Genomic DNA, 18,742 nt, shown 5'->3' with positions numbered 1-18,742 from the left:
ATTCGCGGGAACGGTATGGAATGGTATACACTAGACTCAGATTCACGATTTCGAATGGAGGAATGTCCTATGTTACGAAAAACGGCACTGATTACCGGTGCATCGGGTGGAATCGGACTGGATCTCGCTGTTCTCGCGGCGCGAGATGGCTTCGATTGTGTACTCGTTGCCCGCAATGAGAAAAAATTGAAGGAGCTTCAACAGGTCCTTGAAAAACGCTATCAGATCAAAGTCTATGTATTCGCTGCTGATTTATCACTAAGCGACAGCGTTGATCGTCTCGTGCAATACTTAGAGGAACAAGAATTGACAGTCGATCTATTGTTCAATAACGCCGGCTTCGCCACGTCAGGACGCTTTGCGGAAATCGATCCAACAGAAGACATTAACTCGATCCAGGTCAACGTCGTCGCCTTGACGGATTTGACGAAACGTCTCTTACCAGGAATGGTTGAACGTGGCTTCGGACGCATCCTGAATGTCGCGTCGGTCGCTGCCTTCATGCCAGGACCTTACATGAGTGTCTACTACGCAACGAAAGCCTATGTCCTGTCGTTCTCGGAAGCACTTGCGACAGAAGTAGACGGCTCGGGTGTCAGTGTGACTTGTCTCTGCCCGGGACCGACCGATACGAACTTCTTCGACCGGGCGAACATCACGCTACCGTTTAAGAGTATGCCGTCACACCTCGTTGCCTTCGCCGGGTACCGTGGCATGCTCAAAGGACGCCGCGTCGTTGTTCCAGGCGCAAGCAACCGCGCCATGGTTTCCTTATCTCGTCTCTTGCCACGCCGTCTCCTGACAGAAGTGACCGGTCGCATTCAAGACCCTGCTCGCCAACAAGAATCCTCGACAGAAGAAGAACTCCTGTACGCGAATTCATGAAAAAAAACGGAAGGACCAGATAGTTGGTTCTTCCGTTTTTGTATTTATGCCTCGTGATGACGAAAACGCCGCGTCGCATAACGTTTGATGCGATCAAAGGTCGTCGTATAGCGATACAGATAACGAATGACGAGCGCACTCGTGATCGAGACGATGTAGCCTGTCGATAAGACGAGTAACCAGGAGACAATCGCGAGGAACCATGAACTCTCGAATCGTAAATGTTGCAAAAGTAATCCTTCTGATGAGGTAATGAGCATGGCGCTTGGGAAGATGGCGGCAGCAAGTAAGTAACAAGCAGCATAACGTCCTCTAATCGTACCTTTCATCAACATAATACTGCCAAACACTAAGCCGACACTCGAGACGATGAGCAACATGACGACATAAGCAAGCGAAATCGACGATCCCAGCATATGCCTTCCCTCCTGTTCGATATGTTACTATTCTGTACCCCTCTTTTCATCGAATGAATGCATAATTCGTAAAAAAATCGGAAACAATATCCAAATGAAAATCGCGTTACTGAAACCGTGAAGCATATCAAACGTTCCTCCGGCTACAAGCAGTGTCAAAAAAGCTTGCCACGAGAATCCGGTCAATACCAAGAACCCGAGATTGCTCACCCATCCGTATAAGAAACCAGCTAGAAATCCATATCCAGTCAATACGATCCGGTAACGAAGAAACGGAACGAATCCTAAACTGGCAATCGTTGCATACGCCAGCGCCTGAAAGAGGACGAACGGACCGCTTCCGAGAAATAAGCTCGTTAACACAACGACAAGCATCCCAGAAATGGCTCCGACGATCGGATGGATGAATACGGCTAATAATAAGACGAGTGCCGTTGCCGGCTGGACGTTCGGCAAACTAGAGAACAACAATCGTCCGACGATTGCCGCTGCCGTGATGATGGCGATGAACCGTAATCGTTGATCCGTCATCTGAAGTCTCTCGAACATGACTAAAAACAGACAGACGATCAGAACCGTTGCGACGATCATACGAACAACCGACTTTCTTGTAAAAAGTCCTTCGTCGGTCCATCGAAAGCAACTTCTCCGTGCACGAGATAAATGATCCGCTGTGCTGCCCGAATGAGAACTGGATCATGCGTCGCCATGACGATCAGATTCGTCGGATTCTGCTGCCACGATGCGACGAAAGCCATTCGTGCGCTGTCATCAAGTCCAGCCGTCGGTTCATCAAAGTAATAGCTGTCTTTACTCCAATCGATACCGTCCAAGAGACGCTTTTTTTGCGTCGTAAAACTACCGCTTCGATCGTCTAATGGCGCAAGCATCGGATGCGCTGGTACATAATGTGTCTCCCCCGACCGCCGGACTTTTCCGTATAGCGGTCGCTCGACATCGAGCGCGAGCCGGAGTAACGTCGATTTCCCACTACCATTTGCACCAATGATCGCAATGCGTTCACCTTGATGAAACGACAATTTTTCTGTCACGAGTGCATAGCGTGTCTGTAACGGATAACGGTGTTGGACGTTTTCGATCCGATTCAGGATACGACCTGTCAGTTCAGTGGCGCGACTCGTGATCGCCAAGTCGGATTGTATCGTCATCGAGCAATGGATCTGACAATCAAACCGTCTTTCGATTTCTTCAAGCAATCCCATCAATCGCTTTCGCCTGACATGATCAAGAAAGAGAAACGGTTCCGACAAGAACAAGCTCTTTGGTGACGAAGACAACGCATGACCGAGTCCGACGAGCTGTTGTTCTCCGGATGAGAGTTCACTGGACTCCGCTTCAAAAAAAGCTTCTAGCCCAAGCAAGGTCGCGAGTTCTCCTGCTCGAAACAAGGAATCCGTCGCCAGAAGATCTCGGACACGTCCATGAAGCAACCGCTCCGGTGTCAATATCAATTGTTCATGTTCGCTCGCCTGTTGACGTAGTCGCTCTTCGCGATCGGTGTCGGTATACATGATAGGCATCCCGGATTCCTCCTTTTGTAAATAATAGCGCTATGGGCAAAATCATCGCCGGAATGATTGCCCATGGTGTCAGACAAAGAGCCAGTCCTGTCGCAAGCAATAAGCCTGTCTGAACATCACGTCGCGTGATCGGTCTTAAGCGAGACGGCACCGCTTCGATCGGTACGATATGATAGGCGGCCATCCGCTCCAGTCGAACAGCAAGCGACGTATCCGGATGACTCATCTTGACTTCGGGCCAAGTGCGTAAGAAAGACGGAATCAGCGCCAGCACCATACCCGTCAATCGTGTCAGTCGAGGTAAGAAACGAAACAACGGTCCCATCTGCTCGAGTCGAACCAACGTAAAAATCCATTGACTCGACGTGATGAATAGCGTCACTTGGACCGTCGTTTCATAAATCGCTACTGTGTCGATGCTTGCACCATAAAGAAGCGGGACACACATCATGACGGCATAAAGAGCCGGGAGGACTAAATAGCGAAACACAGTCCGTTCTTGAACGAATAAAAACAAGAGCAGATGATAGACGACGATCACTGATTGATCATGTGTGAGGACGAACGGGATCGTAATCATCCCGATGAAAAAGAGAGCGACGTTCACTGGGTGAAGTCGCTCCCGTTCTGGTTTACTCAAAATAAGCCATTGCATCTTTTTCAAATCGCCATTCGAGACGATCTCCTTTTTTCAGTTCATAACTTCCAGCACCGACTTCGCCCGGTTTGCCGTTGACTCCGAAGACCCAGCCACTACCTGTTCCAGCTGATTTCTCTCGAATCCCATCGACTGCCGTGACATATGCCATCTCACCTTTGCCTGTTTTGACGACATCGAGCGTCGTATCTTCAAGTGCATCAAGTGCCGTATCTTTTTCGTTCAAGCATACGTCTTTATTAAATAACGTCTTATCCTTGACGTGATCCACGACCGATACCTTGACTTCCGCCTCACAAGACGCTGTTTGTTGTTCCTCTTTTGCTTCCGCGCAACCGGCAAGTAACACGATACTTGCAGCAAATAGCCATTTTTTCATCGTACGACTCCTTTTCGCCTTGATGTCTCAAAGCTGTAATTGTATAACAGAATGGTTTTATTTCGTAAGGATTGACCGTCAGAACGGTAATACGTCAGACGGACCGCATTCGCTAAGACATCGTCCCCTGTATTGACGTACGGAATCAATTTCCCTTCGTCATCAATCAAGAAGACCGTTGCATCCTGCAGACTAAACGTTTCGTAGAGCCCATCGAGATCCATCTCGACATAAGGGGTTTTGGAATCATGTAAGATTTCATGAATCGAAAGCTTTCGCAACGTCTCAAACGATTGATTCGCATCAATCAGTTTCTGGTAATATGATGTCAACGATTTTGTCGCCAACTCTTCACGTGGTCGATAGGAAATCGTTCCTGTCAGCTCCTGGTAACTGACATCGTAACGAATGAAGCGTTTCGGTGTTTCGACGAGCATCTCAAACGAGGCGTTCCGGAGATTCCCGCCCCGATCGAACATCAACCGACTTTGTTCCATCCGCAGTCCCTCTTCACCGACACGCCGTTCGATTTGAGAAAGGAAATTGTCGAATGAGTCATCCGTGATCGTCACGCGACCAATCTGTTGTGTTTCTTCCCGCAACACTCCCGCATCAAACGGACCGAGAAAGAGTTGCAACAGGAAGAATAAGAACCCAAAGAGTGCCATGTATCTTTTATAACGCGAGTTCTTTTTCGGGTGCAGGACGATCAGGAAAATGATGATGCCGAGCGGTAACTGAATATCATAGACTGGAAACGACACGGCCCCGAGACACGCATAAAAAATGAACTTCATGTACAAGTATTTTTCTTTTTCCGTCCGACGTTCGAGTAAAAAACCTAATCCGCTAGCAGCCAGTAAAAAGAGTGCCCATAAAATGAGAAAGTCCATCGTCTATCCTTTGACCGGGACGATCCGGTGATCAAACATGAGATGACTGTTCGTGAATACTTCTCGTGCCTCTTGTTCCAGTACTTCCTCTTGATCGACATAACGAGCGGAAACGTGCGTCAATAGAAGCTTTTTCGCTCGTGCCGTTTCTGCAATGACAGCTGCCTGTCGAGCGGTCGAGTGACCGAAGCGTCCCGCATGTTCGACTTCTCGATCGGCAAACGTTGCTTCATGGACTAATACATCAACGTCTCGCGCCAGTTCGACCGAGGCTGCGCACGGCATCGTATCGCCAAGAACTGCTAGCTTAACACCCGGTTTTGGTGACTCTAAAAAGTCGGACGACGTATAGACTGTTCCTTCGAATTCAAAGGTTTCTTCCAGTGTGATTCGGCGATAGAGCGGACCGGATGGCACCCCAAGTGCCTTCAGTGCATCCACACGCAAGGCGCCCCGCTCTTCTGGTCCTTCGAGTCGGTACCCGAACGCCGGGAAGCGATGTTCAAGCGACCGCGCCGTCACGCGGAATCCATCCTGGTCATAGGTTTGACCGTCTTCGACTTCAACGATCCGGAGTGGATAGCGTAGATATGTTCCTGTGATGCGTAATGTCGCGTCCATCCATTCTTTGATCCCGGTCGGTCCATAGATCGTTAGCGGTGTCGTGCCTTCCAGCGCTGCTCTTGTACTAATGAATCCTGGTAACCCAAAGATATGATCCCCGTGTAAATGGGTGATGAAGATCGCGTTGACTTTCCGTGGTTTGATCGGGCTGTGTAAGATTTGATGTTGTGTCGCCTCTCCACAATCGAACAACCAGGTCATTTTGGGGTGTAACAAGGCAATCGATGTGACGTTTCGTTGTTTCGACGGCATACCGGCTCCTGTCCCTAAAAAATAAAATTCCATCTTTTTCCCCTTTTCGTAAAATTAGCATTTTTTATACACAAAATACACCTTTCTTCTGTTGAAGCATGGTAAACTGTACCTATTCAGATTTGGAAGGTGGTTTTTTCCATGACTAAGATTGAACGGACCTATGCCCGCATCGTCCGGGAAGCCCGCAAACTGAACGAGAGTTATCGGCAAAAATACGGAAAGTCGATTCAAATCGATGAAATCGCTTCGACCTTATTATGTACTGAAGAACTCGTTCTAGAGTCTATGGAATATGTTGATCGTCCTCAAGTAGTTTAATCGTACAATGATAAAGAGTGTACCGCAATGTTGCGGTACACTCTTTTTTGTGTTTCATCAGCTTATTTGTTCGTGATGTAATCGACTAGCGTCACGCAAAGTTCCGCTGTTTTGACGAGTTCTTCGATCGGCATCTTCTCATTCGTCGTGTGGATATCTTCATATCCGACAGCCAAGTTGACCGTTGGGATACCAAAACCAGCAATGACGTTGGCATCTGATCCGCCACCAGAATGTAAGAGGCGTGGCGTGCGTCCGAGTTGTGTGATCGCTGCTTTCGCGACTTCGACGACTTGATCTCCATCCTCGAACTTGAAGCCTGGGTACATGACTTTGACTTCAACTTCAGCACGACCACCAAGCTCTGCTGCTGCTTCTTCGAACGCCGCTTTCATCTTCTCTGTCTGTGCTTCCATCTTCGGAGCGACAAGTGACCGTGCTTCCGCGAAGATTTCGACATAATCACAAACGATGTTCGTTGATGGACCGCCACCGCTGAACCGTCCGATGTTCGCTGTCGTCTCTTCATCAATCCGACCGAGCGGCATCTTCGCGATCGCTTTCGACGCAATCGTAATCGCCGAGACACCTTTTTCCGGTGCGACACCAGCATGCGCTGTTTTCCCGAAAATCTTCGCATTGACTTTTGCTTGCGTTGGAGCAGCCGTAATGATGTCTCCGACTTTTCCATCTGAATCAAGTGCAAAACCATAATCGGCATCGATTTTCGATGGATCAAGAACCATCGCACCGACGAGCCCAGATTCTTCACCGACTGTGATGACGAACTGAATTTTCCCGTGAGGTTGTTTCGTTTCATTCAATACATGCACGAGTTCGATCAGAGATGCGAGACCGGTTTTATCATCTGCCCCAAGAATCGTTGTGCCGTCCGTCTTGACGTAACCGTCTTCGATGATTGGTTTAATGCCTTGCCCCGGGAATACCGTATCCATATGGGAAGTGAAATAAATTTTATCGACGCCTTCTTTTGTTGCCGGAAGCGTGACGATTAAATTGTTTCCTTTATGTTCCGTCTTGGACGAAGCGTCATCCTCGAACACCTCACATCCGAGATCCTCGAACGTTTTTTTCAAGTGAGCACAAATCCGAGCCTCCTCTTTTGATTCCGAATCGATCTGGACAAGTTCTAAAAACGTATCTAATACACGTTGTTCATTGACCATGACAAAACCCTCCTCTTAATATGTTTCAATCCACTAGCGCTTTTTTAGTATACCATCCCCATCGTCATTTGCACTTCTGAAAGGTTGTTTGTACAATGGCAGTAATCAGTTGATGTAAGAGAGGAGAAGTGGATATGGCAAAACCATCGAAACAACAACGTATCATCAAATGGACGACGATCGGGATCTTAGCAATCTTCCTGATCGGTACGTTCGCCTCGACGATGTTTTATTTCTTTTGATTGACGTAACGTTGTTTTAAACGTAAATACTGCTCCGCTTCTTGTAGCATGTGCAGTAAGGCAGAGCGGACCTCGAACTCTTCCCGCGTGACGGGTAAGGCAGAGGCACGAAAACGTGTCAATAATGCCTCTAGTTCTGAAATGTACACCATTGCGTCGGCTTCAGGTCGGACATTGTCACCAATCGTCCGAAAGAAGTCGGCGACTTTTTTTCCTTCTTCGACGACGAGGACCAGTTCCTCGGCATGATGGACGATACCGCGCAGTAACTCGAATTGTTGTTCGCGCATCCGGAAGTAGGCATAATCTTCATCATCGTTCCGACGACCGATCGCGTTTCCCATTCGTTTTAAGGCGGCATCTTTCCCTTCACGTAACAGACGTTCTGTCTCGTCAAGCGTCAACGCATGATGATTGACCCGCCCTGTTTCAATCGCAGCCGCGACTTCAAAAAATAAGGCGGCGATCCGTTGATCAATCTTTTCTCGTCGGTCGTCAATCAACAAATCGAGACTTGGCATGTACATGTTGACAAGCAATCCGACACCAACACCAATGCCAAGCAATAAGGATTCGTTCAATAAGATGTGCGCGTTGAGCTGACGTTCCGTATACAAATGTGTCAGAATGACGACACTCGTGATGAAACCGTCCTGAAGTCGGAGGCGTTGAACGGATGGAAGGAATAAAATGAAATAGATCAATAACGTCACCGGACGATAGCCGATGACCTCGAATAGAATGAATCCGAGCACGATGGCAAGTAATGATGCCATGATGCGTTCGTAAGAAGACCGAAACGTCTTCTTTCGTGTCGACTGGATGCTCAAGATGGCGATGATGGCAGCGAAGACGTAATAATCGAGCTTGAGCTGTTCTGCGATCCACATCGCGAGCGCAGCAGCGACCGCTGTCTTCAGCGTGCGATAACCGATTTGCAACAGGTTCACCCCCTTTTGTTTTTCTTTGTTAGACTACCTACGTTGGACACGAATGTCCATTGCTTTTTAAAGGACGTGATTTACTTTGACGACACGCACTATCCGCCCCGGTCGCCCCGTGCGCCGGACCGGTTCGATAAAAGGATTGCTTTTTTTCTTCCTCATCGGAGTTCTCTTGTTCTTTTGGCTCCGCGAGGAACCGAAGACCGTCTTAACCCCACCAGCGCCTTATTCAGCTGAGCGCTATGAAAAAGGCAAAATCATGGAACAAGAGTTCCAGACGTTCACCGAAGCGAAGGAGTACGCGGGACAGCGCGGCGCGGTGAAACGTTCATCGGACGACCGCTACGTCTACCTCGGTGGACCAGGTACTGGGATCGTCGACGATCGTGGTATTCTATCGATTCATCGTGACCCTGAGTTAAAGAAACGGCTCACTTACGTCGCTTCCGGCACACGTGTCCAGTTGCTTGAGTTCGGTGAACAGACGAGTCGTGTCAGCATCGCCGGCGTGACGGGGCATGTCCCAACGGACCGCTTACGTCCGTTCCCGGCAGAACGTGTCTCGAATGCATCGTATTATCAGACGAAGGGCGATCGACTCCTTCACTACATCGTCGCGGACAGCGGACTTGGTGGACTGATCGTTGCCGGCGAAGCGACGAACGCGACGCCTCGGACGAGCAAATATGTCGAATCGAAGACATTAACACGTGATTTGACGAAACCGACGCGTCTCAGTGCGAAACAACTCGATGCGTTCATCAAGGAGCAAGCACCGGACAGTCCCTTGATCGGTAAAGGGAAAGTCTTTAAGTCCGTTGAAAAGAAATACCGTGTCAACGCGGCCTATCTGCTTGCACATGCGATTCACGAATCCGATTATGGACGGTCTGAGATTGCCCGCGAGAAAAATAACTTGTTCGGCGTCAATGCGACCGATTCCGCACCGGGAGAAGATGCGACCGTCTATAAATCCTTGACGGACTCAATCGAGCAAACCGGTCGATTCATCGCAAAGGATTATCTCGATCGGGATGGACGTTATTTCCGTGGGGCGTACCTTGGAAACAAACAAAAAGGCATGAACGTCTTTTACGCGTCAGACCCCTTCTGGAGTGAAAAAATCGCTGGTATCATGGTGAAAATGAACGCTTTCTAAATCCGAGATATGATACACTATAGGGCGAGACAACAATCATTGAGGAGTGAACACGTCATGGAAAAAGTTTTAGTATTTGGTCACAAAAATCCTGATACCGATACAATCACATCGGCAATCGCTTATGCAGAATTAAAGAAAGCACTCGGTGTCAATGCCGAAGCCATCCGCCTCGGTGAAATGAATGATGAAACGTTATTCGCACTCGATACGTTCAAAGTGACAGCACCACGTTTAGTGACAGAAGTCGCGACAGAAGCGTCACACGTCATTTTAGTCGACCACAACGAACGTCAACAAAGTGCGAACGATATCGACGCTGTTACGGTAACAGAAGTCATCGACCATCACCGGATCGCAAACTTTGAGACATCGGATCCTGTTTACTACCGGGCAGAACCGGTCGGCTGTACAGCAACGATCCTTAACAAACTCTACAAAGAGCATGGTGTTGCAATCAAACCAGAAATCGCTGGGTTGATGTTATCAGCGATCATTTCTGACTCGCTCCTGTTCAAATCGCCGACTTGCACGGAGCAAGATATCATCGCAGCACGTGAACTCGCAGAAATCGCTGGTGTCGATGCGAACGTCTACGGTCTTGAGATGCTCAAAGCTGGAGCTGATCTCTCGAAAAAATCCGTTCCTGAATTGATCTCACTTGATGCAAAAGAATTTACGATGGGAACACTCAAAGTCGAAATCGCTCAAGTCAACACGGTCGATACAGCTGAAGTCTTACTTCGCCAAGAACAACTCGAAACAGCAATCAACGAAGTTATCCTTGCAAAAGGACTTGATCTGTTCGTCTTCATCGTCACGGATATCTTAACGAACAACTCTGTTGGACTCGTCCTCGGGAAAGAAGCGAATCTCGTCGAACGTGCTTACGGTCTTGAAGCGACGAACAACCTTGTTTACCTCGAAGGTGTCGTTTCACGTAAGAAACAAGTCGTTCCTGTCTTAACAGATACGGCTCTTGCAACACAATAAGTCAGAAAAAGAAGGAGTTCGCTCCTTCTTTTTTGAATAAAGAATATGAATGGCTGTTCATTCATTACATAAAGGAGGAAATAATATGGCACAAACGATCATGGTGACAGGTGGAACGAACGGAATGGGGAAAGCGATGGCGCTCGCCTTAAAGGAAGCCGGCTGGAACGTCGTCGTTACAGGACGCGACGCGGAACGCTTGCGACTGATGGATGAAGCATTGGGTCAGATTCAAGGTGAACATCTGACGATTCAGATGGATGTCCGTGACGCTGACGCTTGTCTGGCTGCAGTCAATCAAGCACGCGAACGGTTCGGTCGTCTCGAAGCATTGATCAACAATGCTGCCGGAAACTTCATCTGCCCGACCGACGAGTTATCACCGAATGGATGGAAGACGGTCATCGATATCGTCCTCAACGGGACATTCAACTGCTGTCACGCTCTGGTCAAAGGATGGCAGGAAGATCAAGTCGTTGGCGGACAAATCGTCAACATCGTTGCGTCTTATGCGTGGCAGGCTGGCGCTGGTGTCGCTCCGAGCGCCGCTGCGAAAGCCGGTGTCCTGAACTTGACGCGGACGCTTGCCGTCGAATGGGGCTATAAATATCAAGCCCGTGTCAACGCGATCAGTCCGGGACCGATCGAACGGACAGGTGGTGCTGACAAACTCGCATTATCACCAGAACACGCGGAACGAATTCGCCGCAACGTCCCGCTCGGTCGATTCGGGACACCGGAAGAGATCGCAACACTTGCAACATGGATGGTGTCAGATCAAGCCCGCTACTTGAACGGAGAATGTATTGCTCTTGACGGTGGTCATTGGTTAAATAAACAACCATTCTAATGATTGAGATGTAATGACTTAAGAAGTCGGTCTCCACAAAGTTAAGAATGACGCGCTTCACGCCGCTCCTACAGGATCTCGTATCTCGCCTGAGGAAAAGGCGTGAAATGACGCGTCATTCTGTTTAAGTCAGCCCCTTGCATGCGTCGCGAACTATTTTTCTTTCTTTTCGCTATGTTTATGAATTATCTAGAACAGGTAGAAAGGACAAGAAGGAGGCGATCGTATGTGGGAAGCGTTCGGTTGGGGGGCGCTAGCAGGTGGTGCCGTTGTCATCGGTGCCCTATTCGGATTGTACTTACCCTTAAAGCAACGCCTGATTGGTTATATCATGTCGTTTGGGACCGGAATCTTGATTGGAGCAGCGACGTTCGAGTTACTCGATGAAGCACTAAAGAAGTCAACAACACTCGTCGTCGCGATCTCTTTCATCGTCGGCGCTCTCGTCTTTACGGGCTTTGACCTATTCGTTTCGTCACGCGGCGCGAGTAAACGGAAACGTTCGTCTGGTGGGAACGAAGGCACGGGAACAGCGATTTTCTTCGGGACGATTCTTGATGCGATCCCGGAATCAATCATGATCGGTGCCAGTCTGTTATCGGGAAATGTCAGCGCGGCACTCGTCGCGGCGATTTTCGTCAGCAACATCCCGGAAGGTTTATCGAGTACGACCGGTTTGCGAAAAGATGGCTTTTCGAAGAACAAAGTATTGCTGATGTGGGGAGTCGTCTGGTTGATCTCCGCCCTCGCCTCACTCGCCGGCTACACGATTCTCGCAGAACTACCGGACATGCAATTCGCCATTATCGGTGGCTTCGCAAGCGGTGGGATCATCGCGATGCTCGCTTCGACGATGATGCCGGAAGCTCATGAGGAAGGTGGTGCGATCGTTGGTCTGTTCGCAGCACTTGGGTTAATTACTGCCATCATCCTTAGTTAAATACAACATAAGGCGCGTTGTCTGGAAAATGAACCGGACAACGCGCCTTATGTGTTTAAATTGATTTACATATCACCTACTTCTCCCGTAGCGCCTTCCCATTCCTGCTTAAAACGATTAACGAACTCTTCCATGTAGCGATGTCGCTCCTCTGCTAAATGAAGTGCTGTTTTCGTATTCATTAAATCTTTTAGTCGGAATAACTTTTCTTCGAAATGATTCAGGGCACTTGTCTCTCCCTTTCGGTCACCCGGTTTTCGTGGTGCTAGTCCAGGTACATGCATCGGCTCCCCGAACCGGCCAGCGAACTGAAATGTGCGCGCAATCCCGATTGCACCGATGGCATCGAGTCGATCAGCATCTTGAACGACTTGCCCTTCAATCGTTTGCATCGGTGGGCGTGTACCGTCTTTATAGGACAGGCTCGTGATGATGTCTAGAATTTGTTCCTGTTCTTCTTCTGTCACTTTTCCTTGTAAAAAGGTTGCGACCGTTTCTGCCGTTCCCCCGAGTTTACTATCTGCTACGTCATGGAGTAGGGCCGACAGTTCGATGATCTTGACGTTCCCACCTTCTTGTTTGGCAATATGTAAGGCTAAGCGGCGAACCCGTTCGATGTGGGCATAATCATGACCTGAAAAGTCCGTCGCGTGAAACGACCGGACAAACGCTTCCGTTTCTTGAATCATTGTCGTCCACTCCATTCCGGTTCGAGTAGTCCGTACAGTAACATATCATGCCGCTCTCCGTCTCGTCGTAAAAAGGCACGGTATCTTCCTTCCTGTACGAACCCGAGTCGTTCGTACAGTTGAACCGCACGTGTATTATACTCAAAGACCGTCAATTGAATCCGGTACAAGTTCAACTCTAAGAAGGCGTACTCTAGTATCGTCTGTAGCGCATCCGTTGCATACCCTTGCCCTTCACAATCCGGATCGATGCCGATCATCAGCCATGCCGTTCCATGTGTCGGTAAAATATCTTCTAATGCGACCACCCCAATCATCCGTTCATCTTCGAAGTTACGAATCGCAAACCGAAACGTCTCCGGAGCATCCGTCGCCATCATCTGTTCAATCTTTTCCTTCGATAAGTGACGATATGGCGTCGCACTGAAATGACGAGCAAACGTTGCATCGTCAAGTAGACGTTGCATCACTTCGGTATCTTCCGATTGAAAACGCGTCAGACGAGTATGATGACCTTCAAGCAATTTTTTCATTCTTATCCCCCCTCTATACAAAAAACCGAAAAACGCTAACCCTCTTCAGAGTTAGCGTGCTGTGCTCATAAAACTTTTTCGAGGAACTTTTTCGCCCGGTCCGTCTTCGGATTGTCAAAGAGTTCGACCGGTGAACCTTCTTCCATCAGAATCCCCTCATCGAGGAACAAGACACGATCAGCGACTTCTTTGGCGAAACCCATCTCGTGTGTCACGATGACCATCGTCATTCCGCTTTCCGCTAGTTGTTTCATGACGTCCAGTACTTCATTGACCATCTCCGGGTCAAGCGCTGACGTCGGTTCATCAAACAACATGACGTTCGGTTCCATCGCAAGAGCACGTGCGATCGCGACCCGTTGTTTTTGTCCACCTGACAACTGGTTCGGGTAATTATCGCGTTTTTCAGCTAGACCGACACGTTCAAGCAATGTCTCTGCCCGATTGACTGCCTCGTCTTTTGAGATACCAAGGACGTTGATTGGTGCGTACGTCAAGTTATCAAGAACAGACTTATGTGGGAACAAGTTAAATTGTTGGAACACCATGCCGATGTTCTGACGTGCTTTCGAGATGTTCGCTTTGGGTTTCGTTAATTCAAAACCATCGACGATGATCGTTCCACTCGTTGGTTGCTCAAGTAAGTTGATACACCGTAGAAATGTTGATTTACCGGATCCCGACGGTCCGATGACAGCGACGACTTCACCGCGTGTGACTGTCGTCGAGATACCTTTTAATACTTCTAATTTTCCGAACTGCTTATGCAAATCGGTGACTTGGATCATAGGTTCCATCTGATTACCCACTCTTTCTCATAGCTTTTTCGACTTGTTGGCCTATCAAGCTCAATCCCATGACGAGAACAAAATATACGAATCCGGCAAACAACAACGGTTCGAAATAAATCGCCTTTTCTCCTCCAACGATTTGCGCACGACGCATGACGTCGAGCACACCGACTGTCGAGACGAGTGCCGATTCCTTCGTCAACGTGATCAATTCGTTCATGATCGCCGGAAGGATATTTTTAAAGGCTTGTGGCAAAATGATCGAACGGAGTTGTTTGAAATACGAAATACCGAGCGCATCTGCCGCTTCCCACTGTCCGCGATCAACAGCCTGAATCCCTGCCCGAATGATTTCCGAGATATACGCTCCGGAGTTCAAGGAGAAGGCGATGATTGCCGATTGGTATCCTGTCGTCACATACCCTGTCAACTGTGGTAATCCAAAGTGGACGATCGCCAGTTGCAAAATCAATGGTGTCCCCCGGAAGATCGCTGTGTAAGCATGACCAATGAAACGGAGGAAACGGCTCTTCGTGATTTTCAGTGCCGCGACGACGATTCCGATCAGCATCCCGGCAATGGCCGCCACGATGACGACTTGGAACAGGACCGGAATCCCCTCAAGAATATATGGAATTGAATCTTGAATCTTTGTAAAGTCTATCATAATCAATCTCCTAACGTCGCACAAAAGGGATGAGGTTACCCCCACCCCCATGCACTTGACTTATTTTGCTTCTTTTTGGAACCATTCTTCTGCCAATTTATCGATTTCACCACTGTCGATCATCTTCTTCAACTCTTTGTTGAAATCGTCACGCATCTTATCCCCTTTTTTGAAGGCGATCGCTGATCCAGCTGGACCATCTTCTTTAATCTGGTACGTTTTTAGGGATGCATCTTGATCCATATATTTGACGGCAACTGCATCCTCGATGATGAGGGCATCAATCCGACCTGTATTCAATTCTTGAATGATTTCTGGGATTTTGTTTAAAGGAACCGCTTCGCTATCTTTGAAGCGATCTTTTGCGAGTCCCTCTTGGATCGAACCAAGCTGGACACCGATTTTTTTGCCTTTGAGTTCGTCTTCCGAACTAATCGCTTTATCCTTCGTCATGACTAAGTTTTTTGATTCGAAGTAGATGTCCGTGAAGTCAGCATTTTTCTTACGCTCTTCTGTCGGTGTCATGCCCGCCATGACGAAATCGACACGACCTGAGCTGAGGGCACCGAGTAGGCTTCCGAATTCCATGTCTTCGATTTTTAAGTCATACCCGAGATTTTTCGTGACTTCCTTGGCGATCGCAACGTCGAACCCGACGATGTCCTCTCCTTTTTTCGTATCGATGTATTCAAATGGGAAGTAATCCGCTGACGTTCCCATCGTCAATACTTTATCGCTTTTGCTTGATCCACCTGTTGATTCTTCCGACGCGCCACATGCTGCCATCGTGACTGCCAGAATGCCTGCCATTGCCGTTGCTAATAATTTTTTCATTCGAGTTTTCCCCTTCCAACGCTCAATTGTCAGAACTTTAACAATAGTATGACTTATGTGTATGTCCAATTCAATACCGAAAAGCCTGACCTGTTCTATTGCTTTTAGGATATACGAATATTTATTCACTGTAAAGCATAAATATATAAATTTTTTTGACTTTCTATTCATAAATCATGCATAAATGACTTTTTATACAATTTTGCAAACGCTTTCAATATTGAAATTTATTATTTTAATCTCATGAATGCACAAAAAAAGACCCCTTTATCAGGAGTCTTCTTTGCTTATGCGTAGATTTCAATCAATGATTCAAGTTTGTCGACGACTTCTTCTGCCGTGAACGATTCGATGTCGAACCGCTCGACCATTGAGAGGATGTTTCCATCTTGCATTAATGCAATGATGGAGATGAAGGTGGATAACCTTCGAAGTATTCACGCGCACGGTCTGTCGCTTCGCGATCTTGACCAGCGAATACTGTGACGAAATGATCGGGCTTGATGCCCTCTTTCCGATTGACGTACGCTGCAGCGGGACGGGCGATCCCGCCAGCACATCCACATACTGAATTGACAAGGACAAGTGTTAGCCCTTCGCGTTTCATTGCTTCATCTACGCTCTCAGGCGTCGTTAATTCTTCAAATCCAGCAGCTTGCGCTTCTTTGCGGGCTGTTTGGACGACATCTTCAAAATACATTTGGAAATCCATCATATTGCCTCCTTTGATTCGTTCTCCTTCTTATTGTACGAGTTTCGATGAAATCTGTCCAAGTCTGTCGCTTAATTCAGTTTCTAAAAATGGTCGGGCATGCAACAAATCACGGAACGCGATGTAGCGGTCGATTTTTTCTTCCGTTGGTCGCTTGTTTTGTTTGTATGCTCGAATCAAGATGTTCTTCGGTGTGTGCTCGAGATCGATGAATTCGAGCAACTGCGCTTCGTATCCAACGAGCGTCAACAACTCGGCACGAATCGAGTCTGTCGCCAGTGACGCGAATTTTTCTTTGATCAGCCCATGCTGGAGCATGACATCGAGTGGCGAACAGTCCAGTTGACGGTTCAATTCCTTTTGACAGCACGGTACGCTCAGGATGACCGATGCATTCCAGTCAACAGCTCGCGCGAGTGCGACGTCAGTTGCGACATCACAAGCGTGAAGTGTCACCATCAGGTCGACTTCCGTCTCCCCTGTGTAATCATGAACGTCTCCGACACGGAATGTTAGATCGGTATAATCCAGATCACGCGCAATTTGTGTACATTCTTCGATGACTTCTTTCTTTAGATCAAGACCTGTCACTTCGAGGTCGAATCCTTTGACGACTTTTAGATAATGATAGAGAGCGAACGTCAAATACGACTTCCCGCAGCCAAAGTCCAAGATCCGGAGTTTTTTTCCTTTTGGTAAGGCAGCGATGCTATCCTCGACGAATTCAAGGAAACGATTGATTTGTTTAAACTTATCGTACTTCTGTTTTTTGACCTGACCCGCTTCCGTCATGACGCCTAAGCGAATCAGAAACGGAACCGGCACACCGTCTTCTAATAGATAGGTTTTTTTCCGGTCATGCGACAAGAGAGCTTTCATCGGCTCCTTTTTGGATGTCTTGATCGCGACTTTCATCTTTTTCGAGAGCTGGAATTGCCATTCTTCTTCTTCAAAACGGAATAAGAATTGACGGAATTCCGTGAACCAGTCATCGAGTCGTCCGACGAAATCGTCAATTAAAATATTTTCATGCTTCATAACGCGTTCAAATTGAAACTCTACCTGCATCATCACCGTATCTCTTAATAGAATCGGTTTTACCTTGATTCGTCGGAGATCATTTGATTTTTGACGCGGATTACTTATCGTTGCATGGATCAGTGTTCCTTGCGTGATTTGCGAGGCAAGACTCGCTTTTAATTCATGTAGTTCCACTAGTCGTCCCGTCCTTTTCTGATGTTCTTTCGAAACTGTAGCAAATTCGTACCTGTTCGACAAGTTTACACGCTTCATCATTCGTACGTAATCAAAAGGAGGAATGCATCATGTTCAAAAAAATTCTCTCACAAATCGGAATCGGTGCCGCTACGGTCGATACACGCTTGACGGATGACCGCTGTGAACCAGGCGGTCAAATTCACGGTGTCGTCCATATCAAAGGTGGAAACGTCGATCAAGAAATCGATCGAATTTATCTTGAATTCAACACGCAGTACAAACAAGAAGTCAATGATAGCACGACGTTTACGACCTTTACGCTCGACCGATTTGCCTTAAATGAAGCGAAGTTCACGATTGAAGCGGGTGTCGAGCGGGAAATTCCCTTTACATTACGCGTCCCGCTGAATACACCACTCTCCGTCAGTCAATCGAAATCGTGGATCGAGACGGGACTCGACATCGCTCAAGCCGTCGATCCATCGGACCGTGACGCTGTCATCGTCGAAGCAAACCGCTACCAAGCAACAGTCTTAGATGCGATGGAGTCACTTGGCTTCCGATTGAAAAAAGCCGATACGGAAAAATTACCTGGACGATTCCGGAAAGATTTACCGATTGCTCAGGAGCTTGAATATTCAGCTCGCAATACACACTACGCTCATAAACTGGATGAGATCGAAATCATCATGCTTCAAGACGGGTCTGGGATTGATTTAATCGTCCAAGTCGATCGTCGTGCGCACAGTCTCGGATCATTGTTCAGTGAAATGGCTGGTGCGGATGAGTCAATGATCAAACTTCGTCTGTCCAATAGTGAATTGCAAGATCAATCTTTCGTCGAACGTCAGCTGACAAGCATCGTGGAACGCTATAGCTAATCAATCGATCGAATTTACTTGAAAGTGATTCCTCTTCAGGGGAATCACTTTTTATTGAATTTTATTTCAATTTGAAATCGTTTACAAATAAAACATTGTTTAAACAACCCCCTTGCTATACTGTCCGTATTGA

Annotated in this window: 22 protein-coding genes and 1 pseudogene; 7 read left to right on the top strand and 16 right to left on the bottom strand. The window is 47.7% G+C overall.

The window, feature by feature from the left end; genetic code table 11:
* Positions 1 to 69: 69 nt before the first annotated feature.
* Positions 70 to 885: an SDR family NAD(P)-dependent oxidoreductase gene (locus AC3B4V_RS01565; RefSeq protein WP_023467637.1), complete on the top strand. Its 816-nt coding sequence runs from the start codon at positions 70 to 72 to the stop codon at positions 883 to 885.
* 44 nt (positions 886 to 929) lie between these two features.
* Here the strand turns inward: AC3B4V_RS01565 and AC3B4V_RS01560 are convergent, their stop codons facing one another.
* The 7 genes from AC3B4V_RS01560 to rnz are packed head-to-tail and all read right to left on the bottom strand — an operon-like array spanning position 930 to position 5,681.
* Complete coding sequence (locus tag AC3B4V_RS01560; RefSeq protein ID WP_488377585.1) at positions 930 to 1,301, bottom strand: hypothetical protein; 372 nt, start codon at positions 1,299 to 1,301, stop codon at positions 930 to 932.
* A 27-nt stretch (positions 1,302 to 1,328) separates the two neighbouring features.
* Positions 1,329 to 1,892, bottom strand: coding sequence for a hypothetical protein (locus tag AC3B4V_RS01555; protein ID WP_050678517.1), 564 nt, complete (start codon positions 1,890 to 1,892; stop codon positions 1,329 to 1,331).
* Positions 1,889 to 2,842, bottom strand: coding sequence for an ATP-binding cassette domain-containing protein (locus tag AC3B4V_RS01550; protein WP_488377584.1), 954 nt, complete (start codon positions 2,840 to 2,842; stop codon positions 1,889 to 1,891). The genes AC3B4V_RS01555 and AC3B4V_RS01550 overlap by 4 nt, the downstream gene beginning before the upstream one ends.
* Positions 2,778 to 3,497, bottom strand: coding sequence for a hypothetical protein (locus AC3B4V_RS01545; RefSeq protein ID WP_488377583.1), 720 nt, complete (start codon positions 3,495 to 3,497; stop codon positions 2,778 to 2,780). The genes AC3B4V_RS01550 and AC3B4V_RS01545 overlap by 65 nt, the downstream gene beginning before the upstream one ends.
* Positions 3,475 to 3,879: a DUF4430 domain-containing protein gene (locus AC3B4V_RS01540; RefSeq protein ID WP_055966801.1), complete on the bottom strand. Its 405-nt coding sequence runs from the start codon at positions 3,877 to 3,879 to the stop codon at positions 3,475 to 3,477. Before AC3B4V_RS01540 ends, AC3B4V_RS01545 begins: the two co-directional genes overlap by 23 nt.
* On the bottom strand, positions 3,876 to 4,772 hold the full coding sequence (locus AC3B4V_RS01535; protein ID WP_055966805.1) for a hypothetical protein: 897 nt from the start codon (positions 4,770 to 4,772) through the stop codon (positions 3,876 to 3,878). Before AC3B4V_RS01535 ends, AC3B4V_RS01540 begins: the two co-directional genes overlap by 4 nt.
* Before the next feature lie 3 nt (positions 4,773 to 4,775).
* Positions 4,776 to 5,681 carry a ribonuclease Z gene (gene rnz / locus AC3B4V_RS01530; RefSeq protein ID WP_326188362.1) on the bottom strand — a complete coding sequence of 302 codons (906 nt, stop codon included), beginning with the start codon at positions 5,679 to 5,681 and terminating at the stop codon, positions 4,776 to 4,778.
* Between the two features lie 108 nt (positions 5,682 to 5,789).
* Here rnz and AC3B4V_RS01525 point away from each other — a divergent pair, with 108 nt between their 5' ends.
* Positions 5,790 to 5,969, top strand: a complete 180-nt coding sequence (locus AC3B4V_RS01525; protein WP_023467629.1) for a hypothetical protein — start codon at positions 5,790 to 5,792, stop codon at positions 5,967 to 5,969.
* 62 nt (positions 5,970 to 6,031) lie between these two features.
* On the opposite strand, the gene AC3B4V_RS01520 is transcribed toward AC3B4V_RS01525, so the two are convergent.
* Both AC3B4V_RS01520 and AC3B4V_RS01515 read right to left on the bottom strand, forming a co-directional pair.
* The gene (locus AC3B4V_RS01520) at positions 6,032 to 7,156 is read right to left on the bottom strand and encodes a M20/M25/M40 family metallo-hydrolase (protein ID WP_023467628.1); all 1,125 of its coding nucleotides are present in this window, start codon (positions 7,154 to 7,156) and stop codon (positions 6,032 to 6,034) included.
* Between the two features lie 229 nt (positions 7,157 to 7,385).
* Positions 7,386 to 8,348 carry an aromatic acid exporter family protein gene (locus AC3B4V_RS01515; RefSeq protein WP_235147627.1) on the bottom strand — a complete coding sequence of 321 codons (963 nt, stop codon included), beginning with the start codon at positions 8,346 to 8,348 and terminating at the stop codon, positions 7,386 to 7,388.
* A 76-nt stretch (positions 8,349 to 8,424) separates the two neighbouring features.
* Here AC3B4V_RS01515 and AC3B4V_RS01510 point away from each other — a divergent pair, with 76 nt between their 5' ends.
* From AC3B4V_RS01510 to AC3B4V_RS01495, 4 genes are all read left to right on the top strand, one after another.
* Positions 8,425 to 9,501 carry an N-acetylglucosaminidase gene (locus AC3B4V_RS01510; RefSeq protein WP_488377582.1) on the top strand — a complete coding sequence of 359 codons (1,077 nt, stop codon included), beginning with the start codon at positions 8,425 to 8,427 and terminating at the stop codon, positions 9,499 to 9,501.
* A 57-nt stretch (positions 9,502 to 9,558) separates the two neighbouring features.
* Entirely contained in the window at positions 9,559 to 10,494 is a 936-nt protein-coding gene (locus AC3B4V_RS01505) for a manganese-dependent inorganic pyrophosphatase (protein WP_064300264.1), read from the top strand.
* Positions 10,495 to 10,579: 85 nt separating this feature from the next.
* Positions 10,580 to 11,344 carry a 2,4-dienoyl-CoA reductase gene (gene fadH / locus AC3B4V_RS01500; RefSeq protein ID WP_488377581.1) on the top strand — a complete coding sequence of 255 codons (765 nt, stop codon included), beginning with the start codon at positions 10,580 to 10,582 and terminating at the stop codon, positions 11,342 to 11,344.
* A 226-nt stretch (positions 11,345 to 11,570) separates the two neighbouring features.
* Complete coding sequence (locus AC3B4V_RS01495) at positions 11,571 to 12,284, top strand: ZIP family metal transporter (protein ID WP_488377580.1); 714 nt, start codon at positions 11,571 to 11,573, stop codon at positions 12,282 to 12,284.
* A gap of 65 nt (positions 12,285 to 12,349) precedes the next feature.
* Here AC3B4V_RS01495 and AC3B4V_RS01490 read toward each other — a convergent pair whose 3' ends face one another.
* The 7 genes and pseudogenes from AC3B4V_RS01490 to AC3B4V_RS01460 form a co-directional block, all read right to left on the bottom strand.
* On the bottom strand, positions 12,350 to 12,973 hold the full coding sequence (locus AC3B4V_RS01490; RefSeq protein ID WP_488377579.1) for an HD domain-containing protein: 624 nt from the start codon (positions 12,971 to 12,973) through the stop codon (positions 12,350 to 12,352).
* Complete coding sequence (locus AC3B4V_RS01485) at positions 12,970 to 13,506, bottom strand: GNAT family N-acetyltransferase (RefSeq protein ID WP_488377578.1); 537 nt, start codon at positions 13,504 to 13,506, stop codon at positions 12,970 to 12,972. Before AC3B4V_RS01485 ends, AC3B4V_RS01490 begins: the two co-directional genes overlap by 4 nt.
* A 65-nt stretch (positions 13,507 to 13,571) precedes the next feature.
* Positions 13,572 to 14,294 (bottom strand): amino acid ABC transporter ATP-binding protein, encoded by a 723-nt coding sequence (locus AC3B4V_RS01480; protein ID WP_488378214.1) that lies wholly within the window; start codon positions 14,292 to 14,294, stop codon positions 13,572 to 13,574.
* A gap of 13 nt (positions 14,295 to 14,307) precedes the next feature.
* Positions 14,308 to 14,967 (bottom strand): amino acid ABC transporter permease, encoded by a 660-nt coding sequence (locus AC3B4V_RS01475; RefSeq protein ID WP_041255309.1) that lies wholly within the window; start codon positions 14,965 to 14,967, stop codon positions 14,308 to 14,310.
* Between the two features lie 57 nt (positions 14,968 to 15,024).
* Positions 15,025 to 15,798, bottom strand: coding sequence for a transporter substrate-binding domain-containing protein (locus tag AC3B4V_RS01470; protein ID WP_023467617.1), 774 nt, complete (start codon positions 15,796 to 15,798; stop codon positions 15,025 to 15,027).
* Positions 15,799 to 16,085: 287 nt separating this feature from the next.
* Positions 16,086 to 16,513 (bottom strand): annotated as a pseudogene (locus AC3B4V_RS01465) (BrxA/BrxB family bacilliredoxin).
* A gap of 27 nt (positions 16,514 to 16,540) precedes the next feature.
* Positions 16,541 to 17,725: a class I SAM-dependent methyltransferase gene (locus AC3B4V_RS01460; RefSeq protein ID WP_488377577.1), complete on the bottom strand. Its 1,185-nt coding sequence runs from the start codon at positions 17,723 to 17,725 to the stop codon at positions 16,541 to 16,543.
* A gap of 110 nt (positions 17,726 to 17,835) precedes the next feature.
* On the opposite strand from AC3B4V_RS01460, the gene AC3B4V_RS01455 reads away from it, so the two are divergent.
* Positions 17,836 to 18,609 (top strand): sporulation protein, encoded by a 774-nt coding sequence (locus AC3B4V_RS01455; protein ID WP_058705388.1) that lies wholly within the window; start codon positions 17,836 to 17,838, stop codon positions 18,607 to 18,609.
* Positions 18,610 to 18,742 lie beyond the last annotated feature (133 nt).

This window comes from Exiguobacterium sp. E17S (assembly GCF_057772545.1).
Note: the sequence above shows the minus strand (reverse complement) of the source record. Positions and strands in the feature narration are given on the sequence as shown.